Below are 20,709 nucleotides of genomic sequence, written 5' to 3'. Positions count from 1 at the left end.
CACGTCGGAAAGCGTCGCGGGCGAACTCGGCCCTGCCGTCACGGAACGGTGGCGTAGGCGTCAGGGGGCGCCCATGAGCCGCAAGCTCCTTTTCGTCGACCGTGACGGCTGCCTGATCGTGGAGCCGCCGAACGAGCAGATCGACAGCTACGCCAAGCTCGACCTGCTGCCGGGCGTGATCGGCGCACTGCAGCGCTGCGTGGCCGCCGGCTACGAGCTGGTCATGGTCACCAACCAGGATGGCCTGGGCACGCCCAGCTTCCCCGAGGAGGACTTTCGTGGTCCGCAGGCGCTGCTGCTGCGCATCCTCGCCTCGCAGGGCATCACGTTCCGCGAGGTGCTCGTCGATCGCAGCTTTCCGCACGAGGGCCTGGACACCCGCAAGCCGGGCGTCGGCCTGCTGCGCCACTACCTGGCGGACGACCGCTGGAGCCGGGCCGCGTCGGCGGTGGTCGGCGACCGCGAGAGCGACCTGCAACTGGCCGCCAACCTGGGTGTGCGCGGCTTCCGCGTCGGACCGCTCGGGCTGGCCTGGGACGAGGTCGCGCACCGGCTGCTGGATGCGCCGCGCATCGCGACCGTCGCGCGCCGTACGCGCGAGACCTCGATCGAGGTGAGCGTGGATCTGGACCGGGCGGCCGAGCCGGTGGCGCATACCGGACTGGGTTTCTTCGACCACATGCTGGAGCAGATCGGCAAGCACGGCGGCTTCGCGCTGACGCTCGCCTGCACGGGCGACACGCGGGTGGACGAACACCACACCGTGGAAGACTGCGCACTCGCGCTGGGCCAGGCACTGCGCCAGGCGCTGGGCGACAAACGCGGCATCGGCCGCTACGGCTTCACCCTGCCGATGGACGAGTCGCTCGCCAGCGCCGCGCTGGATCTTTCCGGGCGAGCGTACTTCGTGTTCGAGGGCGGCTTCCCGCGCGAGCGGGTCGGCGAACTGCCGACCGAGCTGGTACCGCACTTCTTCCGCTCGCTGTGCGAGGCGCTGGGCGCCAACCTGCACCTCTCGGTACGTGGCGACAACGCGCACCACATGGTCGAGGCCTGCTTCAAGGCGGTGGCGCGCACGCTGCGCCAGGCGGTGCGCCGCGACGGCAGCGACCTGCCCAGCACCAAGGGGGCCCTGTGAACGCGACGACCGCCGCCGTGTCCGCGGCCCTGCCGGGGGAAAGCAGGAGACCGGGCTCCCCGCCGGTGGTGCTGGTGGATGCCGGTGGCACCAACATCGGCTCGGTGCGCTACGCCCTGCAGCGGCTGGGCGTGGAGGCGCCGCTCACCGCCGACCCGCAGCTCATCCGCTCGGCCGGCAAGGTGATCCTGCCGGGAGTGGGCGCCGCCGGCCCGGCGATGGCGCGGCTGCGCGCGCTCGGCCTCGTCGAGCTGCTGCGCGGACTGATCCAGCCCGTGCTGGGCGTGTGCCTGGGCATGCAGTTGCTGTGCGCGCACTCGGAGGAGGGCGACACCGACTGCCTCGGGCTGTTCCCGGCGACGGTGCGCCGGCTGGCGCCGTCGCCCGGCCTGCGCGTGCCGCACATGGGCTGGAACCGGTTGTGCGCGGTCCGTCCGCATCCGCTGCTGCACGGGCTGGCGGACGACGCGCAGGCCTATTTCGTACACAGCTACGCGGTGCCGGTGGGCGACGACACGCTGGCCAGCGCCGAGCACGGCCAGGCGTTCTCCGCGGTGATCGGCCGCGGCAACTTCTTCGGCATGCAGTTCCACCCCGAGCGTTCCGCCGCGGTGGGCGCCCGCCTGCTGCGCAACTTCCTCTCGCTATGAACTTCGACGTCATCCCCGCCATCGACCTGCGTGGAGGCCAGGTCGTACGCCTGGCCCAGGGCGACTACGCACGCCAGACCGTCTATGCGCAGGAGCCGCTCGCGCTGGCGCATGCCTACGCCGCGGCCGGCGCACGCTGGCTGCACCTGGTCGACCTGGACGGGGCGCGCGAGGGCGGCCTGGCGAACCTCGCGGTGATCGAGGCCGTCGCCCGCAGTGGGCTCAAGATCCAGGCCGGCGGTGGCGTACGCAAGGTGGCCGACGTGCATCGCCTGTTCGATGCCGGCGTCTCGCGGGTGGTGCTGGGCAGCGTGGCGATCCGCGAGCCACAACGCGTCGCCGACTGGATCGCGCGCCACGGCGGCGAGCGCTTCACCATCGCGCTGGACACGCGCTGGTCGGAGGACCGCTGGATGCTGCCCAGCGCCGGCTGGACCCGGGCCGAGGCGCGCACGCTCGACGATCTCGCGCCCTGGTACGCGGCACACGGCGCGCGCCATCTGCTGTGCACCGACATCGACCGCGACGGCATGCTGGCCGGCTTCAACCTGGCGCTCTACCGCCACCTGGCGCAGATCGCCCCCGCCCTGGAGGTGCAGGCTTCCGGGGGCGTGCGCTCAGTGCAGGACATCCGCGCCGCACGGGAGGCCGGTGCGCGCGGGGTGATCCTCGGCCGGGCCTTGCTCGAGGGTTGCTTCACCCTGGCGGGGGCACTGGCCACATGAAGGCATGCCGATTCGTCGCGTACGCATCCCGAGCCTCGCGCGCGGGGGAGACAGCTGCCGGGGACCGTCCATGCTGAGCCGGCGCATCATCCCCTGCCTGGACGTGCGCGACGGCCAGGTGGTCAAGGGCGTGCGCTTCCGCGATCACGCGGTGGTCGGCGGCATCGTCGAGCTGGCACTGCGCTACCGCGATGCGGGCGCCGACGAGCTGGTGTTCTACGACATCACCGCGAGTCCGGAAGGCCGCGCGGTGGACCGGGCCTGGGTCGAGCGCGTGGCGAAGGTCATCGACATCCCGTTCTGCGTCGCCGGCGGTATCCGCAGCATCGAAGACGCGCGCACGGTGCTGCATGCGGGGGCGGACAAGGTCTCGATCAACTCGCCCGCGCTGGAGCGACCGGCGCTGATCGGCGAGCTGGCCGAGGCGTTCGGCGTGCAGTGCGTCGTGGTGGGCGTCGACTCGCTGCGCGATGCCGACGGCGAGTGGCGGGTACGCCAGTACACCGGCGACCCCGGCCGCACGCAGGCGCTGCCGCGACGCACGCTGGACTGGATCGTCGAGGCGCAGCACCTGGGTGCCGGCGAGATCGTGCTCAACTGCATGGGCAGCGACGGCGTACGCGGCGGCTACGACGTGGAACAGCTGGCGCAGGCGCGCGCCGTCTGCACGGTGCCGCTGGTCGCCTCCGGCGGCGCCGGGGCTGAGGCGCATTTCCTCGACGTCTTCGAGCGCGCCGACGTGGACGGTGCGCTGGCCGCGAGCGTGTTCCACTCGGGCGTCATCGAGGTGCCGGCGCTGAAGCGGTGGCTGGCCGGCCAGGGCGTGGCGGTGCGCGTCTAGCGACGCGGGGTCCACGACCATGCCGGAGCGGGCTTGCCAGACGCTTCTGCTTCGTGCGCGGGGAGAAACCGCGAGCAAGCTCCCTACTACAGAACCAAGCAGCCGGAACCAGCCGATGAGCCGGTCGACCAACGAGGTGGCGTGATGAATGAGGGGCTCGAAGGGCTCGATTTCGGCAAGGGCGGGGGCCTGGTGCCCGCCATCGTGCAGCACTGGTTGACCGGCGAAGTGCTGATGCTCGGCTACATGGATGCCGAGGCGCTGGCGGCCACGCGCGCCAGCGGCCTGGTGAGCTTCCACAGCCGCAGCAAGGGGCGGTTGTGGACCAAGGGCGAAAGCTCCGGAAACGTGCTGCATGTCAGGGCGTTGCGGGCCGACTGCGACGCGGACACGCTGCTGGTGCTGGCCGAGCCGGCCGGTCCGACCTGCCATCGTGGCACGCGCAGTTGCTTCGGCGACGGCGCGCAGCCGCCGCTCGCGTTCCTGGCCGAGCTGGATGCGCTGGTTGCACAGCGCGCGGCCGAACGCCCGGCCGGCAGCTACACGACGCGGCTGCTGGAGGGCGGCGTGCGACGCATCGCCCAGAAGGTGGGCGAGGAGGGGGTGGAAACCGCACTCGCCGCGGTGGCGCAGGACGACGAGGCCCTGCTGGGCGAAGCGGCCGACCTCGTGTTCCATCTCGCCGTGCTGCTGCGCGCGCGCGGGCTTGGTCTGGCCGACCTCGCGCAGGTGCTCGCCGGCCGGCACGCACCGGTCCAGGCAGGCTGAGCGAGGGGTACGCGCTCAGCGCGTGTCCGGACGGAACGCTACCGGCGCGCCCGGCTTCACCCCCGCGCGCCATTTCGCCAGCTGCGCGGCGATGCCGTCCCCGGCCGAGATCTGCGGCTCCGAGGGCAGCAGGCCATCCTGCTTCTCCCAGCGGGCGACCTCGCTGGAGGCCTGCCGGAACGCCTGCGTGAAATCGTCGGTGTGGTTCAGCGCATCGACCAGCCAGGCGCGTCCGAAATAGGTTGCCGCCGAATCGTTGCCGCAGCCGAACGAGCTGCGATCGCTGCGCGCGGCGGTCAGCACCAGCGTGCCGGCCCCCTGCAGCGGCGGCACGAAGCCGCCCGAATAGCAGGCGTTGACCACCACCACCTTCCACTTGAACGGACGCGCCTTGAGGATCGCGGCCAGATCCTCGGCGCCGATCTGGTCCAGCGGCAGCGGGTCCATGTCGACCAGCAGGCTGTGGTCTTCGCTGCCGTGGGTGGTGAGGTAGAGCAGCAGGATGTCCTGCCGTGGATCCATCACGCGGGCCAGGCCGTCGAGCGCGCTTTCCAGGTTGCTCCAGGTCGCCAGCGGGTGGGTGGCCAGCGTATCGGGATGGTTCTCCAGCACCAGCGCATGCGCGGTAGGCCCGAAGCGGCGGGTGAACAGGCGCGCGGCGTACTCGGCCTCGTTGTGGAAGACATCCTCGCTGCCGTCGCCGGCGAAGGCGAGCAGGTACAGGTTCGGCGTGCCGGGGACGCGCGGGCCGAGCTTGGCGAGCGCCGTGTCCAGCAGGCGCGGCTGGGCATAGAGCACTTGCTCGGGCGTGGGCGCCTGCTCCGGCCAGTCGTCCTCGGGCGCAGCCGGCGCTTCGGCGGTATCCAGCAGCGCGCTGGCCGCCGGCGCGGGTTGCACCACGGGAGCGTGTGGACTGGCGGCAGGGTGGGGCCGGGGCGACCACCCCTGTACCGCCAGCATCGTGAGCACGCCGGCGGCGAATGACAGCAGGGCGATCAGACCGGCGCGCATCGTGCGTCTCAGACCTCGATCGCGTCGAAGTCGGCGTAGGCACGATGGCGCGCCTGCGGCGGGACCGTCGCAGGCGCGCGCAGCAGCCAGCCCGTCTGCAGCCCGGCCGTCCGCGCCGCGTCCAGTTCTTCGGCGACGTCGGAAAGGAACAGGATGTGTTCCGGCCGCTCGCCGATCGCTTCGGCGATCTTCGCGTAGGACGCCGCTTCGCGCTTGGGGCCGGTTTCTGTATCGAAGTAACCGGCGAACAGCGGCGTCAGGTCGCCGGCCTCGCTGTAGCGGAAGAACAGGCGCTGGGCCTGCACCGAACCGGAGGAATACACGTACAGGTGCAGCCCGTCCGCGCGCCACGCATGCAGCCGCGCGGCCACTTCCGGATAGACGTGGGCGCGGTAGTCGCCGGCCTCGTAGCCTTCCTGCCAGATCATGCCCTGCAGGGCCTTGAGCGCGGTGGACTTGCGGTCCTGGTCGATCCAGGCGAGCAGCAGTTCGATGATCTCCTGGCGGCTCGCCTCGACGATGCCGGCCTCCTTCGCCGCCTCGTGCAGCCAGTGCTGCACTTCGGGCTGATCGACGTGCGTCTCGATGAAGGCGGGCAGGCGCTTGCGCGCGTAGGGAAACAGCACGTCCTTGACGAAGCGGATCGAGCTGGTGGTTCCCTCGATGTCGGTGACGATGGCGCGGATGATGGTCATGGGCGGCAGGTGAAGGGAGCGGCCGTCAAGCATAACGCCGGCCGCACCAGCCATGGCCGAGGCGGGTAGGAGCGAGCTTGCACGCGATGCGCCTCGTTTTCGGTATGGCACTGGAGCGAAAGGCATCGCGGACAAGCCCGCTCCTACCCGGGCCGGGGCTCAGCGCGTGGACGGCTCCATGCGCGGGAAGCGGTCGGCGATGTCGGTGCCGGTGAAATTGGCGACCCAGCCTTCCTTGTTGGTGAACAGCCGGATGGCGATGAAGTAGGGCGACTCGCTCATGTCGAACCAGTGCGGCGTGCCGTCCGGCACGCCGATGAGGTCGCCGGCCTCGCAAAGCACGTCGTAGACCTTGCCGCCGATGTGCAGCGTGAACTGTCCGCTGCCGGCGACGAAGAAGCGCACTTCGTCCTCGCTGTGGGTGTGCTCGCTGAGGAACTTCCGGCGCAGCGCGGCGCGGTCGGGGTGGTCGGGCACCAGGCTGATCACATCGACCGACTGGTAGCCCTCCTCGCGCATCAGCCGGTCGATGTCGCTGCGGTAGGCGGCGATCACTTCCTCCTGGCTGGCGCCGGGAGCGACCGGGGCGCTGGCTTCCCACTGCTCGAAGCGCACGCCGACCCGGCCGAGCTCGCGGGCGATGTCGGCCGGCGCGGTATGTACCGACAGGGGGGCGGACGGCCGGGTTTCGTCGTAGATGCGCAGGCGGCTCATGCCGACAGTCTCCTCAGGTCGAGCTCGCAGCCGAGCAGGAATTCCAGGGCTTCCAGGTGACGCCGCGCCTCGGCCATGTCGGCGCCCCACGTGTAGATGCCGTGGCCGTCGATCAGGTAGGCGTGCAGGGGCCTGCCGGCGTCCAGCCAGGCATCCACCCGCGCCACCAGCTCGGGCATGTGCTGGGTGTTGGGAAAGACCGGCACCTCGAGCACGCTGTCGTGGGTGGTGTAGCCGGTGATGGCCTTCTGCAGCTCCCAGCCTTCCAGCCGGATCAGTCCGGCCTGCGCGAACAGGCGCGAGGCGACGCTCTGCGTGCGCGAGTGGGTATGCAGCACCACCTGCGCGTGCGGCAGGCGGCGGTAGACCTGGGTGTGCAGCGCCGTCTCCGCGCTGGGCCGGGAAGGCGTGCCGACCGCGTGCCCGGCCATGTCGACCAGCATGATGTCCTCGCGGCCGAGCCGGCCCTTGTCGCGCCCGGAAATGGTGATCGCGGCCAGTTCGTCGTTCACCCGCATCGAGAAGTTGCTGCTGGTGGCCGGCGTCCAGCCCAGCGCCGCCAGCTCGCGCGCGGCCTCGGCGATCGCGTCCGCGCAAAGCGCGAAGCGGGCGGGTTCGACGGAGGAGGGGAGGTCCTGCATGGTGATTTGGACGTCCAAACGGCAGGCGACTATAGCACGCGGGCCGGGCAGCCATCGATGAATGCGAGTCGTTCTCGCAAGTCAGCTTGCATTGACGCCGTCAGCGTACCATCCGGGTAGGCCGCCGCACCCGCGGACGGCGGAAACAACGGAGGTTCGTCAAGATGACTCAAGAGAGCACATCCGAATCGCGCAGGCGATTCCTCAAGGTCGCGGTCGGCACCGCGGCGGCAGCGGCGGTCGTGGGTCTGCCGCGCGTCGGGCGCGCGGCCGACCTGCCGCACGTGTCCGAGTCCGATCCCACGGCCAAGGCGCTCGACTACGTCGAGGACGCCAGCAAGTCGAAGAATCCCAAGCACAAGCCGGGGGATGTCTGCGCCAACTGCCAGTTCTACACGGGCACGGGAACCACGGGCTACGGTCCCTGCCAGCTGTTCCCCGGCAAGTCGGTCAACGCGCAGGGCTGGTGCGTGTCGCACACGACCCGGAAGGCCTGAGTACGCAGACCCGCATCGCAGGTAACGGGGGAGGGGTGGCCGTGCGGCCGTCCTGAAAAGTGCTGCCCGGACGCGTCAGGCTGAGGAGCTGACCCGCCTGACGCGCCGGGCGGCGATCCGGGGCCCACTGCCAAGTGATCAACCCTCGGACCTAGGATGATACTCCCGTGAGGGGCCTTGCGGGCGGTCGGTAGGCGGATTTTTCTCGAAAAACTTCCGTTAAGCCGCGGAAAATCAACGACTTGACACGAAAAGTTGTGTTCGCCTGTCGGTCGGGTCCGTCATTAAAAAAGCGTAAATTCCGGCGAATTGTCGCGTTCCCCGGCGATTGGCTGACAACGCTCAGGACGCCCGCGAGTCAGCCTCGCGCAGCTGGCTGTGCCGGCGGCCGTAGCCGAAGTAGATCGCTAGGCCCAGCACCGTCCAGATCCCCAGCATCAGCCACTGGTACCAGTTCTCCCAGTAGAGCAGCGCCAGGCAGCTCAGCACGCCGAGCACGCAGGTCACCGGGGCCCACGGCACGCGGAAGGTGCGCGGCAGGTCGGGGCGGGTGTGGCGCAGGATCAGCACGCCGGCGCAGACCGCGACGAAGGCGATCAGCGTGCCCATCGATACCAGGTCGCCCAGCACGTCCAGCGGGAACACGGCGGCGAGCGCCGCGATGCCCAGGCCGGTGATCACCGTGTTGATATGGGGCGTGCGGTAGCGCGGATGGATCCGGGCGAACACCGGCGGCAGCAGGCCGTCGCGGCCCATGATCATGAAGATGCGCGGCTGCGCGATGATCATCACCAGGATCACCGAGGACAGACCGATCAGCGCACCGACCTCCACCAGCCAGCGCAGCCACTCGAGCTCCGCATGTGCCTTGACCGCGGTGACCACGGGTTCGGCGGTGGACAGCAGCTTGAACGGCAGCAGGCCCGTGATCACCGCCGCCATGCCCACGTAGAGCACGGTGCAGATGGCCAGCGAGGCGAGCGTGGCGATTGGCAGGTCGCGCTGCGGGTTCTTCGCCTCCTGCGCGGCGGTCGAGGTCGCCTCGAAGCCGATATAGGCGAAGAAGACCAGGGTGGCCGCGCGCATGATGCCCGACCAGCCGTACCGCTCCGGCGCCTCGTTGGCCGGGATGAAGGGATGCCACAGGTCCGGGTTGACGTACTTCCAGCCGGCGACGATCACGACCACGATCAGGCCGACCTTGAGCAGCACCATGGCGATGTTGGCGCCGCTCGACTCGCGGATGCCGACGTAGCAGAGCCAGGTCAGCGCCAGCACGATGGCGACGGCGGGGAGGTTGAACAGCGCCCCGGTGGCGACCAGGTGGCCGCCCTGGTAGGCCAGTGGCGCGCTGGTCAGGGCCGGCGGCAGGTGGATGCCGACGTGGTCGAGCAGGCTGACGAAGTAGCCGGTCCAGCTCACCGCCACCGCCGAGGCGGAAACCCCGTACTCGAGCACCATGTTCCAGCCGATGAACCAGGCCACCAGTTCGCCCAGCGTGGCGTAGGCGTAGGAGTACGAACTGCCGGACATCGGGATCAGCGTGGCGAACTCGGCGTAGCAGAGTGCGGTGAAGCTGCAGCAGATCGCGGCGATCACGAAGGCCAGGATCACCGCGGGGCCCGCATGCTCGGCCGCGGCCTGGCCGGTGATCACGAAGATGCCGCCGCCGATCACCGCGCCGATGCCCAGCGCCGTCAATCCCCACGGGCCCAGCGTGCGCCGCAGGGTAGGGCCGTGCCTGTCGTCGAGGTCGGCGGTGAAATCGGTCTTGCGGGCAAGCAGCTGCTTCAGCATGGGCATTCCGGACATGAAACCGGCACGGTTCGCACCGTGCCGGAAGGTTCGTTCGAGGTGCGCTACGCGGCCGTTACGCCGGCTCGGTGCCGTTGGCGAGGTGGCTCTTGCGGTAACCGTAGAGGTAGTAGACCACCAGGCCGACCGCCGCCCAGCCGAAGAACACGTACATGGTCACCTTCGACAGGTTGAGGAACAGCAGCACGCAGCCGATGACGGCCAGCGGGCAGACCACCCAGGCCATCGGCGTGCGGAACGAGCGCGGGCGGTCGGGCTGCTTGACGCGCAGGATGAGCACACCGAGCGCCACCATCATGAAGGCGAACAGCGTACCGGAGTTGGTCACGTCGGCCAGGGCGCCGACCGGGAACAGGGCGCCGAACAGCGAGACGAAGGTGCCGGTGATCAGCGTGATCACGTGCGGGGTGTGGAAGCGCGGATGGATCTTGGCCAGCGATTCCGGCAGCAGGCCGTCGCGCGCCATGGTGAAGAAGATGCGGGTCTGGCCGTAGGTCATGGTCAGGATGACCGAGGGCAGCGCGAGGCTGGCCGCGGCGCCGATGAAGTTGCCCCACCACGGGTGGTCGAGCAGGCGCACGGCGTGGGCCAGGGCCTCCTTGCTGCAAACCAGCGCCTGCGAACCCTGGCAGGCCGCGGCCATCGCCGGCGTACCCGGCTGGATCGCCGAGCCGTCCGGGCCGACCACCGGCTGCGCGCCCACGGCGCCGATCGCGCCGTAGCTCACCAGCAGGTAGTAAACGGTGCACACGCCGAGCGCGCCGAGCAGGCCGATCGGGATGTTGCGGTTCGGGTTCTTGGTTTCCTCGGCCGCCGTCGAGATCGCATCGAAGCCCACGTAGGCGAAGAAGATCGACGCCGCGGCGCCGAGCACGCCGATGCCACCCATCGGGCTGCCCCAGCCATTGGGGGTGAAGGGGTGGAAGTTCACGTCCTGGACGCGCGGCAGCGCGATCACGATGAACACGGTGAGCGCGATCACCTTGATCAGAACGAGCGCCGCATTGACCTTGGCCGACTTGCTGGTGCCGATCACCAGCAGGCCCGTGATCACCAGGCCGATCAGGCAGGCGAACAGGTTGAAGCCGCCGCCGTCCAGCGGCCCCACCCGCAGGAACATCGGCAGGCCCAGGCCGCGACTGGCCAGCAGGCCGTTGAAGTAGCCGGCCCAGCCCACGCACACGGTGCTGGCGGCGATCGTGTATTCGAGTACCAGTGCCCAGCCGACGATCCAGGCCAGCCCTTCGCCCATCACGCCGTAGGTGTAGGTGTAGGCCGAGCCGGCGACCGGCACCATCGAGGCGAGCTCGGCATAGGCGAGCGCGGCCAGGCCGCAGACGATCGCCGCGATGACGAAGGAGATCATCATGCCCGGTCCGGCCTTCTGGCCGGCCTCGGCGGTAAGCACGAAGATGCCGGTGCCGATGATGGCGCCGATGCCCAGCATGGTCAGCTGGATCGGCCCGAGCTGGCGGGTGAGGCCTTTCTTTTCTGCAGTCGCGAGAATCTGATCGAGCGGCTTGACGCGCTTAAACAGCATGACGTTCCCCATGGATAGACGGCGTGCTCCCCGACCCTTGCGTTAGCTACGCGTCGAGCCGACGTGACGGGCAACCTTAGCCGAGCGTGACTGGGGGTACAAGCGCCACAAGACAGGGGGTGGTCCACGTAGAATCGTGGTGGCTCCCCCGCCTCGACGCCGATGACGACGCTCCCCACCGAAGCACTCGATGCCGCACTGCGACAGCACGCGGACCGTTCCCTTCAGGCCGAGGAAGCCGCCAGCTTCCGCGCCTTCCTTGCGAGTGCTCCGGAGGTGTTCGAGCGCAGCCACGCGCCCGGTCACTTCACCGGTTCGGCGTGGCTGGTCAGTGCCGACGGGGAGCGCGTGCTGCTGACCCATCACCGCAAGCTCGACCGCTGGCTGCAGCTGGGCGGCCATGCCGACGGCGACCGCGATCTGGCGCGGGTAGCCTTGCGGGAGGCCGAGGAGGAATCCGGCCTGCGCGGCCTGGTGGTCGAGCCCGACATTTTCGACCTGGACCGCCACCTCATTCCCGCGCGCGCCACCGAGCCGGCGCACTGGCACTATGACGTGCGCTACGTGGTGCGTGCGACGGGCAGCGAAGCCTTTGCGCTCGGCGAGGAATCGCTGGCGCTGGCCTGGCGGCCGATCCGGGAGATCGCCGCGGACGCGGAGGCCGACCTGTCCCTGCGCCGCATGGCGCAGCGGTGGCTGGTGCGGGCCGGGTAGGGCAGGAGTCCGCTCCTACGGGAGTGAAGCCGTTTCGGCATAGCGCGCGGGCGCCGGGTTGAGGTGCCCGCAGGCATCGCAAGTGCGTGCCTCGCGCGAGCGGTAGAAGCGTTCGAACACCGGCGGGAAGTCCTGCTCGATGCTCTGCAGCGTGAAGTACTCCTCGTACAGCTTGTGGTTGCAGCGCTCGCAGAACCACAGCAGGCCGTCCTGCTCGCCGGCAAGACGCTTGCGCTCGATCACCAGGCCCACCGAGTCGGGCATGCGTTGCGGCGAGTGCGGCACGCGCGGGGGCAGATAGAACAACTCACCGGCGCGGATCGGGATGTCGCGCGCCACGCCCTCGTCCTGCACCTTGAGCACCATCTCGCCCTGGAGCTGGTAGAAGAACTCCGGGCCTTCCTCGTAGTGGTAGTCGGTGCGCGCGTTCGGGCCGCCGACGATCATCACGATGAAGTCGCCGTCCACGATGCACTTGTTGCCGACCGGCGGCTTGAGCAGGTGCCGGTGCTCGTCGATCCAGCGTTGCAGGTTGATGGGCGGGAGCAGGGGCATGGGCATCTCGCTTTTCGTCCCCTCCCCACTGGGAGAGGACCGGGGTGAGGGGCGGACTGGCGTCGAGGCAGATGCAATCTACCGCAAGAAGGGCCCCTCACTCCAAACCTCGCCCCGCGTGGAGAGGGAGCCAGGCGTCACACCTCCAGCGTCGCCAGGTCGCCCTTTTCCTCCAGCCAGCTCTTGCGGTCGCCGGCGCGCTTCTTGGCGAGCAGCAGGTCCATCAGCTTGGCGGTGGCTTCGTTGTCGTCGACCGTGAGCTGCACCAGGCGACGGGTATCCGGGTGGATGGTGGACTCGCGCAGCTGCGCCGGGTTCATCTCGCCCAGGCCCTTGAAGCGGGTAACGGTGACCGCGCCCTTCATCTTCTCGCGCTCGACCTTCTGCAGCATGGACTGCTTCTCGGCCTCGTCCAGGCAGTAGAAGACCTGCTTGCCCACGTCCACGCGGAACAGCGGCGGCATCGCCACGAACACGTGGCCCTCGCGCACCAGCGCCGGGAAGTGGCGCAGGAACAGCGCCGAGAGCAGGGTGGCGATATGCAGGCCGTCGGAGTCGGCGTCGGCCAGGATGATGATCTTGCCGTAGCGCAGGCCGGACAGGTCGTCCTTGCCGGGGTCGCAGCCGATTGCCACGGCGAGGTTGTGCACCTCCTCCGAAGCAAGTACCGAGGTGGATTCCACCTCCCAGGTGTTCAGGATCTTGCCGCGCAGCGGCAGGATCGCCTGGAACTCCTTGTCGCGTGCCTGCTTGGCGCTGCCGCCGGCCGAGTCGCCCTCGACCAGGAACAGCTCGGTGCGGGTGAGGTCGGTCGCGGTGCAGTCGGCCAGCTTGCCGGGCAGGGCGGGACCCTGGGTGATCTTCTTGCGCACCACCTGCTTGGCCGCCTTCAGGCGCGCGCTGGCGCGCTCAATGGCGAGCTGGGCGATCTTCTCGCCGAGGTCCACGTGCTGGTTGAGCCACAGGCTGAAGGCGTCGTGCACCACGTTTTCGCACAGCGCCGCCGCGTTGCGCGAGGACAGGCGCTCCTTGGTCTGGCCGGCGAACTGCGGGTCCTGCAGCTTGGCCGAGAGCACGAAGGCCAGGCGCTCCCATACGTCCTCGGGCGCCAGCTTGACGCCGCGCGGCAGCAGGTTGCGGATGTCGCAGAACTCGCGGATGGCGTTGGTCAGGCCCGAGCGCAGGCCGTTGACGTGAGTGCCTCCCTGCGCGGTGGGGATCAGGTTGACGTAGCTTTCCTGCACCAGTTCGCCCTCGGGCACCCAGGTGAGCGCCACGTCCAGGCCCTCGGTCTCGCGCTGCACGTGGTGCACGAACAGCTCGGCCGGAATCGCCTCGGCACCGTCCAGCTCGCCGCGCAGGTAGTCGCGCAGGCCGTCCTCGTAGTGCCACTCGCTGGTCTCGCCGCCGGCCTGGTCGATCAGCTTCACGCTCAGGCCCGCGCACAGCACCGCCTTGGCGCGCAGCAGGTGCTTGAGCTTGGGCACGGAAATCTTCGGCGAGTCGAAGTACTTCGGGTCGGCCCAGAAACGCACGGTGGTGCCGGTTTTCTTCTTCGGCACCGAGCCGATGACCTCCAGCTCGCTGACGCGGTCGCCGTGCTCGAAGGCCATGCGGTATTCGTTGCCGTCGCGGCGGATGGTCACTTCCACCCGCTGCGACAGCGCATTGACCACCGATACGCCCACGCCGTGCAGGCCGCCGGAGAAGTTGTAGTTCTTGCCGCTGAACTTGCCCCCCGCGTGCAGGCGGGTGAGGATCAGCTCCACGCCCGGCACGCCTTCCTCCGGGTGGATGTCCACCGGCATGCCGCGGCCGTCGTCGGTTACCTCCACCGAGCCGTCGGCATGCAGCACCACCTCGATGGACTTCGCGTGGCCGGCCAGCGCCTCGTCCACCGAGTTGTCGATCACTTCCTGCGCCAGATGGTTGGGGCGCGAGGTGTCCGTGTACATGCCGGGGCGGCGTTTGACGGGATCGAGGCCGGAGAGGACTTCGATGTCGGCGGCGTTGTAGCGACTGCTCATGCGTGGGATCGATCGGAAACGGAAGCGCCGCAGCATGGCGAGAGCCGGGCGCGCTGGTCAAGCATGCCGCGGCTGTCACCTGATGGAGGAGCGAGCGTGCTCGCGATGGTCTCGGCTTTAACGGCGGTGGGGCGCCAAACGCAAAGGCATCGCGAGCAAGCTCGCGGCTACAGGAGGCAGGGCTAGAGCGGGGTGCAGTGGCGCTCGAGCCAGGCCAGGTCGGCCGCCTCGAGCAGGGGCGCCAGCGCCGCGCGCACGGTGGCGTGGTAGTCGTCCAGCCAGGCGCGCTCTTCGGGGTTGAGCAGGCCCGGTTCCAGCGCGCGGCGGTCGAACGGGCACAGCGTCAGCGTCTCGAAGGCGTAGAACTCGCCGAATTCGGTCTGGTCCGCCTGCACCACCACCGCCAGGTTCTCGTGGCGGATGCCGTGGCGCGCCGGCTTGTACAGGCCCGGCTCGATCGAGGTGATCATGCCCGGCTCCAGCGGCACCAGCCCGCCGCCGGTGACCGGCGGGCGGATCGAATGCGGGCCCTCGTGCACGTTGAGGAAGTAGCCCACGCCGTGGCCGGTGCCGTGGCCGTAGTCCAGGCCGCAGGCCCACAGCGGCGCGCGCGCCAGCGCGTCGAGCTGCGGGCCGCTGGCACCCTTGGGAAAGCGGGCGCGCGAGAGGGCGATCAGCCCCTTCATGACCAGCGTGGCATCGCGGCGCTGCTCGGCGGTGGTCTCGCCCAGCGCCAGCACGCGGGTGATGTCGGTGGTGCCGCCCAGGTACTGGCCGCCGGAGTCGACCAGCAGCAGGCCCTTGCGCTGCAACGTGCTGTGCGCCTCGGGCGTGGCGCGGTAGTGCGGCAGGGCGCCGTTGGCCTGGTAGCCGGCGATGGTGGCGAAGCTCTCGCCGACGAAGCCGGGCTGGGCCGAGCGCTCCTCGCGCAGCAGGGCGTCGACGTCGAGCTCGGTCTGGTGCATGCCGGCGGCCAGGCGCTCCTCCAGCCGGCGGAAGGCGCGCACCAGCGCGGCGCCGTCGCGGCGCATCACCTCCCGGATGTGTTCCAGCTCCGGCTCGCTCTTGCGCGCCTTGGCGGCGGTCGAGGGGTTGGCGGCCTCCAGGCGCGTGGCGTCCGCGCCGATGGCGTCGGCCACTGCGCACACCACGCGGGCGGGGTCCAGCAGCAGGCGGGCGTCTGCGCCCAGTTCGCCCAGCGCGTCGGTGACCGTGGCGTAGTCGGCGATGCGCACGCCGTCGGCGGACAGGGCGACGACCAGCGCGTCCGAGAGCTTGCCACGGTCGACGAAGAGCGTCGCTCGGTCCTCGCTCTCGACCAGCAGATGCGCCAGGAACACCGGATTGCATTCCACGTCGCTGCCGCGCAGGTTGCTCAGCCAGGCGATGTCGTCCAGGCTGGACACCAGATGATGGGTGGCCTGCTGGCGGCGTAGCGCGGCACGCAGGCGCTCGAGCTTTTCCGCGCGCGTGGCGCCCGGGTAGCCGGCCGGGTGCTCGAACACCGGCGCCCTGGGCAGGGGCGGTCGGTCGGTCCAGACCTCGCCCGGCAGGTCCAGGTCGGTGCGCACGCGCGCGCCGGCCTCGCTCAGCAGGCGCTCGATCTGCCGGCGGGCGGCAACGGAGAGGCTGTCGCCCGCCACCGCCAGCACCTCGCCGTCGCCCAGGTGCTGCTGCAGCCATTGCAGGTGCTCGGGCGCGTGCGAAACCTTCTGCTTCTTCAGCGCGATGCCGCTGCCGGCCAGTTGTTGCTCGGCCTGGGCGAAGTAGCGCGAGTCCGTCCACAGGCCGGCGTCGGTCGCGGTCACCACCAGCGTGCCGGCCGAGCCGGTGAAGCCGGACAGCCACTCGCGCGCCGCCCAGTGCGCGGGCAGGTATTCGGACAGGTGCGGATCGGCGGTGGGGACCAGGCAGGCGGCGACGCCGTGGCGCTGCATGGCCTGGCGCAGGGCGGCCAGGCGGGAGGGGATGGGGTTGCTCATGCGCCCATGCTAGCGCCTTCGCCCGCAACCGTTCCCGCCGAGCGTGGGCGCGCAGAGCCGGAGTCGGTTGCCGACGCGGCGGCCGTGGGGGAACCCTGCGACTTCGGCGCTTCGCGCCTACGCTCAGGCGAACGGCGTGGGACAGGGGCGACGTCGAGCCCCGTGTCCCCGGAGGCCGAGGGCAGGTGGCGGCCCCCGGACCTGCCGGACCCTTGCCTCGGCCCCCTTTCCCGAGGCGGACGGGCTCGAGCGTGAACCGACGCCGCGGAATCTCTCGCCGCCGGCCCCGTCACCCGCTAAAATGCCGATTTCCAGCACGGCTGCATTCCATGACCCCCCTGATTTTCGTCACCGGCGGTGTGGTGTCCTCCCTCGGCAAGGGCATCGCGGCGGCGTCGCTTGCGTCCATCCTCGAGGCGCGCGGTCTCTCGGTCACCATGATGAAGCTCGATCCCTACATCAACGTGGATCCGGGCACCATGAGTCCCTTCCAGCACGGCGAGGTCTACGTCACCGACGACGGCGCCGAGACCGACCTGGACCTGGGCCACTACGAGCGCTTCGTCCACACGCGGCTGACCGGCAAGAACTCGATCACCACCGGCAAGATCTACGAGAGCGTGATCCGCAAGGAGCGCCGCGGCGACTACCTGGGCGCCACCGTGCAGGTGATCCCGCACATCACCGACGAGATCAAGCACACCATCCACGAGGCCACCCGTGGCTTCGACGTGGCGCTGGTGGAGATCGGCGGCACGGTGGGCGACATCGAGTCGCTGCCGTTCCTGGAGGCGATCCGCCAGCTGCGCATCGAGCACGGCCCGGAGAAGTGCCTGTTCATGCACCTGACCCTGGTGCCCTTCATCAAGGCCGCCGGCGAGATCAAGACCAAGCCGACCCAGCACTCGGTCAAGGAGATGCGCTCGATCGGCATCCAGCCGGACATCCTGCTGTGCCGCTGCGAGGAGCCGCTGCCCGAGGGCGAGCGCCGCAAGATCGCGCTGTTCACCAACGTCCCGGAGAACGCGGTGATCAGCGCGGTGGACGTGGACGTCATCTACAAGACGCCGTTGTGGCTGCACAGCCAGGGGCTGGACGAGATCGTGGTGCGGCGCCTGGGGCTGGACGCCCGCCCGGCGGACCTCTCCAGCTGGCGCCGCACGGTGGAGGCGGTGGAGCACCCCAAGGACGAGGTCACCATCGCCATCGTCGGCAAGTACGTGGAGCACAAGGACGCCTACAAGTCGCTCGGCGAGGCGCTGCGCCACGGCGGGATCAAGCAGCAGACCCGCGTCAACCTGGAATGGATCGACTCCGAGCAGGTCGAGGCCGAGGGCGCGCAGAAGGTGTTGGGCGGCGTGGACGCCATCCTGGTGCCGGGCGGCTTCGGCAAGCGCGGCTTCGAGGGCAAGGTGCTGGCGGCCAGGTACGCCCGCGAGCACGGCGTGCCGTACTTCGGCATCTGCTACGGCATGCACGCGGCGGTGGTCGACTTCGCCCGCCACGTCGCCGGCCTGGCCGATGCCGATTCCAGCGAGAACGACCGCAACACCACCCACCCGGTGATCGCGCTGATCACCGAGTGGACCACCGCCGCGGGCGAGGTCGAGCAGCGCAGCGAGCATTCGGACCTGGGCGGCACCATGCGCCTGGGCGCGCAGGAATGCCGCCTGAAGACCGGCACGCTGGCGCGCGAGCTCTACGGTCACGAGGTCGTGCGCGAACGTCACCGCCACCGCTACGAGTTCAACAATCTGTACCGCCAGGCGTTCGAGGACCTGGGCCTGGTGATCTCGGGCAAGTCGATGGACGACCTGCTGGTGGAGATCATCGAGCTGCCGCGGCAGAAGCACCCCTGGTTCCTGGCCTGCCAGGCGCACCCCGAGTTCACCTCGACCCCGCGCGACGGCCATCCGCTGTTTACCGGTTTCGTCGAGGCGGCGCGCGAATTCAAGGCGGTGCGCGAGGGCGAGAAGCTGGCGGGGGCGCAGGCGCGGGCATGAGCCGGCGCGTGGCGACGCCCCCGGCCCCCAAGCCCGCGGATGCGGGATTCCACCACGCTTGCGGCCCGCAGGCCGGCCCTGCCGAGCGGGGCCGCGCGTCCCGCGCTGGCACGTAGCAACGGGAAACACCATGAATCTTTGCGGTTTCGAAATCGGCCTGGACCAGCCCCTGTTCCTCATCGCGGGCCCCTGCGTGGTGGAGTCCGAGCAGCTGCAGCTGGACACCGCCGGCAAGCTCAAGGAGATCACCGGCCGGCTGGGCGTGAACTTCATCTTCAAGTCGAGCTTCGACAAGGCCAACCGATCCTCCGGCCAGAGCTTCCGCGGCCCCGGCCTGGAGGAGGGTCTGCGCATCCTCGGCGAGGTCAGGCGCCAGATCGGGGTGCCGGTGCTCACCGACGTGCACGAGTACACGCCGATGGACGAGGTGGCCGCGGTCGTGGACGTGCTGCAGACGCCGGCCTTCCTGTGCCGCCAGACCGACTTCATCCAGAATGTCGCGCGTGCCGGCAAGCCGGTGAACATCAAGAAAGGTCAGTTCCTGGCGCCGTGGGACATGAAGCACGTGGTGGCCAAGGCCAAGGCCGTGGGCAACGAGGCGATCATGGTCTGCGAACGCGGGGCCAGTTTCGGTTACAACAACCTGGTCTCGGACATGCGCAGCCTGAGCGTGATGCGCGAAACCGGCTGCCCGGTGGTGTTCGACGCGACCCATTCGGTGCAGTTGCCGGGCGGCCAGGGCGCGAGCTCCGGCGGCCAGCGCGAGTTCGTGCCGGTGCTGGCGCGCGCGGCGGTCGCCGTCGGCGTGTCCGGCCTGTTCGCCGAGACGCACCCGGACCCGAGCAAGGCGCTCTCCGACGGCCCGAACGCATGGCCGCTGGGCAAGATGGAGGCGCTGCTGGAGACCCTCATGGAGCTGGACGCGGCGACCAAGCGGCACGGCTTCCTCGAACAGACCCTGTAGGAGCGGGCTCGCCCGCGATGCCTTTCGCTCCCATGCCACGCCGGAGCTGAGAGCATCGCAAGCAAGCGTGCTCCTGCGGGACAAGCAACGACATTGACGCCACCCTGACAGAACGGACCACCATGACCACGACGATCACCCGCATCCACGCCCGTGAAATCCTCGACTCGCGCGGCAACCCCACGCTGGAAGCCGAAGTGACCCTGGCCGGCGGCGCGTTCGGCCGGGCCGCGGTGCCCAGCGGCGCCTCGACCGGCTCGCGCGAGGCGGTGGAGCTGCGCGACGGCGACAAGGCGCGCTACGGCGGCAAGGGCGTGACCAAGGCGGTCGCCAACGTCAACGGCGCGATCGCCGAGGCGCTGATGGGCTTCGACGCCGCCGACCAGAAGGGCCTGGACGGCAAGCTGATCGCGCTGGACGGCACCCCGAACAAGGGCAAGCTCGGCGCCAACGCGCTGCTGGGCGTGTCAATGGCCGCGGCGCACGCGGTGGCGGCCTCGCGCGGCGAGCCGCTGTGGAAGTACCTCGCGCACGGCAAGCCGGGCAGCCTGCCGGTGCCGATGATGAACATCGTCAACGGCGGCGCGCATGCCGACAACAACGTCGACGTGCAGGAGTTCATGATCCTGCCGGTCGGCGTACCGAACTTCGCCGAGGCGCTGCGCGCCGGCGCGGAGATCTTCCACGCCCTCAAGAGCGTGCTCAAGGGCAAGGGCCTCAGCACGGCCGTCGGCGACGAGGGCGGCTTCGCCCCGAACCTGCGTTCGAACATCGAGGCGCTGGATACCATCCTGGAAGCGGTGAACAAGGCCGGCTACAAGGTCGGCAGCGAGATCCTGCTGGGGCTGGACGTGGCCAGCTCGGAGTTCTTCAAGAACGGCAAGTACGACCTCGAAGGCGAAGGCAAGGCCTATAGCCCCGAGCAGTTCGTCGACCTGCTGGCCGGCTGGGCCAAGGACTACCCGATCGTCACCATCGAGGACGGCATGGCCGAGGGCGACTGGGACGGCTGGAAGCTGCTCACCGAGCGCCTGGGCCAGAGCGTGCAGCTGGTGGGCGACGACCTGTTCGTCACCAACCCGTCGATCTTCCGCGAGGGCATCGAGAAGCACATCGCCAACGCCATCCTGATCAAGGTCAACCAGATCGGCACCCTGTCCGAGACGCTGGAAGCCATCGCCATGGCCGGCGCGGCCAGGTATGCGGCGGTGGTCTCGCACCGCTCGGGCGAGACCGAGGACACCACCATCTCGGACATCGCCGTGGCGACCACCGCGACGCAGATCAAGACCGGCTCGCTGTGCCGTACCGATCGCGTGGCCAAGTACAACCAGCTGCTGCGCATCGAGGAGCAGCTGGGCAGCGCCGCCCGCTACGCCGGCCGCGACGCGTTTCCCAACCTCGCCCGCCTGCCGAGCTGAGGCGGAGT

19 protein-coding genes are annotated in these 20,709 nt (G+C 69.7%); 10 read left to right on the top strand and 9 right to left on the bottom strand.

The genetic code is table 11. The annotated features are described in order from the left end of the window. The first annotated feature begins 73 nt into the window (after nucleotides 1–73). From hisB to hisIE, 5 genes are all read left to right on the top strand, one after another. Entirely contained in the window at nucleotides 74–1,138 is a 1,065-nt protein-coding gene (gene hisB / locus WAT24_RS15550) for a bifunctional histidinol-phosphatase/imidazoleglycerol-phosphate dehydratase HisB (protein WP_336808812.1), read from the top strand. A gap of 65 nt (nucleotides 1,139–1,203) precedes the next feature. Then, nucleotides 1,204–1,788 (top strand): imidazole glycerol phosphate synthase subunit HisH, encoded by a 585-nt coding sequence (hisH, locus tag WAT24_RS15545; protein WP_336808826.1) that lies wholly within the window; start codon nucleotides 1,204–1,206, stop codon nucleotides 1,786–1,788. After that, entirely contained in the window at nucleotides 1,785–2,513 is a 729-nt protein-coding gene (locus tag WAT24_RS15540) for a 1-(5-phosphoribosyl)-5-[(5-phosphoribosylamino)methylideneamino]imidazole-4-carboxamide isomerase (protein WP_336808811.1), read from the top strand. Before hisH ends, WAT24_RS15540 begins: the two co-directional genes overlap by 4 nt. A gap of 70 nt (nucleotides 2,514–2,583) precedes the next feature. Further along, nucleotides 2,584–3,354: an imidazole glycerol phosphate synthase subunit HisF gene (gene hisF, locus WAT24_RS15535; RefSeq protein WP_336808810.1), complete on the top strand. Its 771-nt coding sequence runs from the start codon at nucleotides 2,584–2,586 to the stop codon at nucleotides 3,352–3,354. A gap of 144 nt (nucleotides 3,355–3,498) precedes the next feature. Continuing rightward, on the top strand, nucleotides 3,499–4,122 hold the full coding sequence (hisIE, locus tag WAT24_RS15530) for a bifunctional phosphoribosyl-AMP cyclohydrolase/phosphoribosyl-ATP diphosphatase HisIE (RefSeq protein ID WP_336808809.1): 624 nt from the start codon (nucleotides 3,499–3,501) through the stop codon (nucleotides 4,120–4,122). 15 nt (nucleotides 4,123–4,137) lie between these two features. On the opposite strand, the gene WAT24_RS15525 is transcribed toward hisIE, so the two are convergent. The 4 genes from WAT24_RS15525 to WAT24_RS15510 form a co-directional block, all read right to left on the bottom strand. Beyond that, entirely contained in the window at nucleotides 4,138–5,133 is a 996-nt protein-coding gene (locus tag WAT24_RS15525; RefSeq protein WP_336808808.1) for a C13 family peptidase, read from the bottom strand. Nucleotides 5,134–5,141: 8 nt separating this feature from the next. Then, on the bottom strand, nucleotides 5,142–5,828 hold the full coding sequence (mtnC, locus tag WAT24_RS15520; protein ID WP_336808807.1) for an acireductone synthase: 687 nt from the start codon (nucleotides 5,826–5,828) through the stop codon (nucleotides 5,142–5,144). Nucleotides 5,829–5,987: 159 nt separating this feature from the next. Then, a complete protein-coding gene (locus WAT24_RS15515) occupies nucleotides 5,988–6,542 on the bottom strand; it encodes a 1,2-dihydroxy-3-keto-5-methylthiopentene dioxygenase (protein WP_336808806.1) in 555 nt (184 codons plus the stop codon). After that, nucleotides 6,539–7,183, bottom strand: coding sequence for a methylthioribulose 1-phosphate dehydratase (locus tag WAT24_RS15510; protein WP_336808805.1), 645 nt, complete (start codon nucleotides 7,181–7,183; stop codon nucleotides 6,539–6,541). The genes WAT24_RS15515 and WAT24_RS15510 overlap by 4 nt, the downstream gene beginning before the upstream one ends. Before the next feature lie 164 nt (nucleotides 7,184–7,347). Between WAT24_RS15510 and WAT24_RS15505 the strand changes: the two genes are divergently transcribed. Continuing rightward, nucleotides 7,348–7,680: a high-potential iron-sulfur protein gene (locus tag WAT24_RS15505; protein WP_336808804.1), complete on the top strand. Its 333-nt coding sequence runs from the start codon at nucleotides 7,348–7,350 to the stop codon at nucleotides 7,678–7,680. A 342-nt stretch (nucleotides 7,681–8,022) separates the two neighbouring features. Here the strand turns inward: WAT24_RS15505 and WAT24_RS15500 are convergent, their stop codons facing one another. Further along, nucleotides 8,023–9,477, bottom strand: coding sequence for an amino acid permease (locus tag WAT24_RS15500; RefSeq protein WP_336808803.1), 1,455 nt, complete (start codon nucleotides 9,475–9,477; stop codon nucleotides 8,023–8,025). 73 nt (nucleotides 9,478–9,550) lie between these two features. Next, complete coding sequence (locus WAT24_RS15495) at nucleotides 9,551–11,035, bottom strand: amino acid permease (protein ID WP_336808802.1); 1,485 nt, start codon at nucleotides 11,033–11,035, stop codon at nucleotides 9,551–9,553. A gap of 162 nt (nucleotides 11,036–11,197) precedes the next feature. Here WAT24_RS15495 and WAT24_RS15490 point away from each other — a divergent pair, with 162 nt between their 5' ends. Beyond that, entirely contained in the window at nucleotides 11,198–11,749 is a 552-nt protein-coding gene (locus tag WAT24_RS15490; protein ID WP_336808801.1) for an NUDIX hydrolase, read from the top strand. 15 nt (nucleotides 11,750–11,764) lie between these two features. Here the strand turns inward: WAT24_RS15490 and WAT24_RS15485 are convergent, their stop codons facing one another. The 3 genes from WAT24_RS15485 to WAT24_RS15475 form a co-directional block, all read right to left on the bottom strand. Further along, on the bottom strand, nucleotides 11,765–12,304 hold the full coding sequence (locus WAT24_RS15485; protein ID WP_336808800.1) for a 3-hydroxyanthranilate 3,4-dioxygenase: 540 nt from the start codon (nucleotides 12,302–12,304) through the stop codon (nucleotides 11,765–11,767). A 137-nt stretch (nucleotides 12,305–12,441) separates the two neighbouring features. Continuing rightward, nucleotides 12,442–14,331 carry a DNA topoisomerase IV subunit B gene (gene parE, locus WAT24_RS15480; protein WP_336808799.1) on the bottom strand — a complete coding sequence of 630 codons (1,890 nt, stop codon included), beginning with the start codon at nucleotides 14,329–14,331 and terminating at the stop codon, nucleotides 12,442–12,444. Between the two features lie 182 nt (nucleotides 14,332–14,513). After that, on the bottom strand, nucleotides 14,514–16,313 hold the full coding sequence (locus WAT24_RS15475; RefSeq protein ID WP_336808798.1) for an aminopeptidase P family protein: 1,800 nt from the start codon (nucleotides 16,311–16,313) through the stop codon (nucleotides 14,514–14,516). 329 nt (nucleotides 16,314–16,642) lie between these two features. Here WAT24_RS15475 and pyrG point away from each other — a divergent pair, with 329 nt between their 5' ends. The 3 genes from pyrG (at nucleotide 16,643) to eno (ending at nucleotide 20,701) form a co-directional block, all read left to right on the top strand. Further along, entirely contained in the window at nucleotides 16,643–18,316 is a 1,674-nt protein-coding gene (gene pyrG, locus WAT24_RS15470) for a CTP synthase (RefSeq protein WP_336808797.1), read from the top strand. Nucleotides 18,317–18,446: 130 nt separating this feature from the next. Beyond that, nucleotides 18,447–19,280, top strand: a complete 834-nt coding sequence (kdsA, locus tag WAT24_RS15465) for a 3-deoxy-8-phosphooctulonate synthase (RefSeq protein WP_336808796.1) — start codon at nucleotides 18,447–18,449, stop codon at nucleotides 19,278–19,280. A 122-nt stretch (nucleotides 19,281–19,402) separates the two neighbouring features. After that, on the top strand, nucleotides 19,403–20,701 hold the full coding sequence (eno, locus tag WAT24_RS15460; protein WP_336808795.1) for a phosphopyruvate hydratase: 1,299 nt from the start codon (nucleotides 19,403–19,405) through the stop codon (nucleotides 20,699–20,701). Nucleotides 20,702–20,709: the final 8 nt, after the last annotated feature.

Origin of the sequence: Fulvimonas yonginensis, from assembly GCF_037137055.1 — a bacterium.
Taxonomy (GTDB): domain Bacteria; phylum Pseudomonadota; class Gammaproteobacteria; order Xanthomonadales; family Rhodanobacteraceae; genus Frateuria_A; species Frateuria_A yonginensis.
This window is presented reverse-complemented; position numbering and strand designations above follow the sequence as displayed.

Bases quoted from the DNA above. Each gene is read 5' to 3' on its own strand.
- hisB (WP_336808812.1), top strand. From the start codon at position 74: ATGAGCCGCAAGCTCCTTTTCGTCGACCGTGACGGCTGCCTGATCGTG.
- WAT24_RS15540 (WP_336808811.1), top strand. From the start codon at position 1,785: ATGAACTTCGACGTCATCCCCGCCATCGACCTGCGTGGAGGCCAGGTC.
- hisF (WP_336808810.1), top strand. From the start codon at position 2,584: ATGCTGAGCCGGCGCATCATCCCCTGCCTGGACGTGCGCGACGGCCAG.
- hisIE (WP_336808809.1), top strand. From the start codon at position 3,499: ATGAATGAGGGGCTCGAAGGGCTCGATTTCGGCAAGGGCGGGGGCCTG.
- WAT24_RS15525 (WP_336808808.1), bottom strand. From the start codon at position 5,133: ATGCGCGCCGGTCTGATCGCCCTGCTGTCATTCGCCGCCGGCGTGCTC.
- mtnC (WP_336808807.1), bottom strand. From the start codon at position 5,828: ATGACCATCATCCGCGCCATCGTCACCGACATCGAGGGAACCACCAGC.
- WAT24_RS15515 (WP_336808806.1), bottom strand. From the start codon at position 6,542: ATGAGCCGCCTGCGCATCTACGACGAAACCCGGCCGTCCGCCCCCCTG.
- WAT24_RS15510 (WP_336808805.1), bottom strand. From the start codon at position 7,183: ATGCAGGACCTCCCCTCCTCCGTCGAACCCGCCCGCTTCGCGCTTTGC.
- WAT24_RS15505 (WP_336808804.1), top strand. From the start codon at position 7,348: ATGACTCAAGAGAGCACATCCGAATCGCGCAGGCGATTCCTCAAGGTC.
- WAT24_RS15500 (WP_336808803.1), bottom strand. From the start codon at position 9,477: ATGCTGAAGCAGCTGCTTGCCCGCAAGACCGATTTCACCGCCGACCTC.
- WAT24_RS15495 (WP_336808802.1), bottom strand. From the start codon at position 11,035: ATGCTGTTTAAGCGCGTCAAGCCGCTCGATCAGATTCTCGCGACTGCA.
- WAT24_RS15490 (WP_336808801.1), top strand. From the start codon at position 11,198: ATGACGACGCTCCCCACCGAAGCACTCGATGCCGCACTGCGACAGCAC.
- WAT24_RS15485 (WP_336808800.1), bottom strand. From the start codon at position 12,304: ATGCCCCTGCTCCCGCCCATCAACCTGCAACGCTGGATCGACGAGCAC.
- parE (WP_336808799.1), bottom strand. From the start codon at position 14,331: ATGAGCAGTCGCTACAACGCCGCCGACATCGAAGTCCTCTCCGGCCTC.
- WAT24_RS15475 (WP_336808798.1), bottom strand. From the start codon at position 16,313: ATGAGCAACCCCATCCCCTCCCGCCTGGCCGCCCTGCGCCAGGCCATG.
- pyrG (WP_336808797.1), top strand. From the start codon at position 16,643: ATGACCCCCCTGATTTTCGTCACCGGCGGTGTGGTGTCCTCCCTCGGC.
- kdsA (WP_336808796.1), top strand. From the start codon at position 18,447: ATGAATCTTTGCGGTTTCGAAATCGGCCTGGACCAGCCCCTGTTCCTC.
- eno (WP_336808795.1), top strand. From the start codon at position 19,403: ATGACCACGACGATCACCCGCATCCACGCCCGTGAAATCCTCGACTCG.